Origin of the sequence: Mycobacterium sp. NS-7484, from assembly GCF_001953975.1 — a bacterium.
Classification (GTDB): domain Bacteria; phylum Actinomycetota; class Actinomycetes; order Mycobacteriales; family Mycobacteriaceae; genus Mycobacterium.
On sequence record NZ_MBEJ01000079.1, the window covers coordinates 1 to 1,195 of the forward strand.

The window sequence follows — 1,195 nt, forward strand, 5'->3', positions numbered from 1 at the left end:
GTCGTGGGCGGAGCCGTGCCGCGCCAGTTCATCCCTAGCGTCGAGAAAGGCGTACGGGCGCAGATGGAGAAAGGGATCACCGATTATCCCGTCGTCGACATCCGGGTGACCCTCGTCGACGGCAAGGCACACAGCGTCGACTCGTCGGACTTCGCGTTTCAGATGGCCGGCGGGTTGGCGTTGCGTGAGGCGGCCGCGGCGGCCGGGGTGAGTCTGCTCGAACCGATCGACGAGGTGACTGTCGTGGTGCCCGACGATCTGGTGGGCGCGGTGATGAGCGATCTGGCCGGCCGGCGCGGCCGGGTCCTGGGCACGGACAAGGCCGATGACGACCGCACGTTGGTGAAGGCCGAGATCCCCGAGGTGGAGCTGACGCGGTACGCGATTGACCTGCGGTCGCTGTCGCACGGCGCCGGATCGTTCAGCCGGGAGTTCGCCCGCTACGAGCCGATGCCCGAATCGGCCGCGGCCCGGGTGCGCCGCTCAGCCTGACGCTCGTTGGGCGTGAACGGCGGCCGTAATACCTGATCAGGGCTTACTCTGTGACGGGGGTCTCCTGGCACCGGCGGTTTGAGATTCGCCGCACAGCGGCCTCTGTAGTTGCACTTATCTCTGGTTGTTTGGGACAGTTTTCGGACCTTTAGTTGCTGGCTGCGTCAATAATTCGGAGGTTTGCGCGTGGCCTCATCCACCGCGACATTGCGGGACCGCTTCGGACAGCGGTTCAAGCATTGGCGTTACGACCCGCCGTACAAGACCGCGTGCGCGGGTATGGCGATCCTTCTGGTCGCGGTGCTGGTGTTGACCTGGATGCAGTTCCGTGGCGCCTTCGAGGAGAAGACGCAGCTCACCGTGCTGGCCAATCGCTCGGGCCTGTCGATGGACCCGGGCTCGAAGGTCACCTTCAACGGCGTGCCGATCGGCCGGTTGACGGCCGTGAACGTGGCCGACGTCGACGGCGAGCAACAGGCCCAGCTGACGCTGGACATCAAGCCCAAGTACCTCAAGCTGATCCCCGAGAACGTGACCGCCGAACTGAAGGCCACCACGGTGTTCGGCAACAAGTACATCTCGTTCGTCGCACCCGACAATCCCACGTCAGCGCGGGTCGACCCGGCCACCCCGATCCATGCCCAAGGGGTGACGACGGAGTTCAACACGCTGTTCGAGACCATCACCGCGATCTCCGAACAGA

General features: G+C 64.9%; 1 protein-coding gene and 1 pseudogene. Both read left to right on the forward strand.

Annotated features, from left to right (window positions below; genetic code table 11):
- Positions 1–492 (forward strand): annotated as a pseudogene (locus A5733_RS14290) (elongation factor G-like protein EF-G2); the annotation flags it as partial.
- A 207-nt stretch (positions 493–699) separates the two neighbouring features.
- On the forward strand, positions 700–1,195 hold a 496-nt coding region (locus tag A5733_RS14295; protein WP_369830939.1), incomplete at its 3' end, for an MlaD family protein.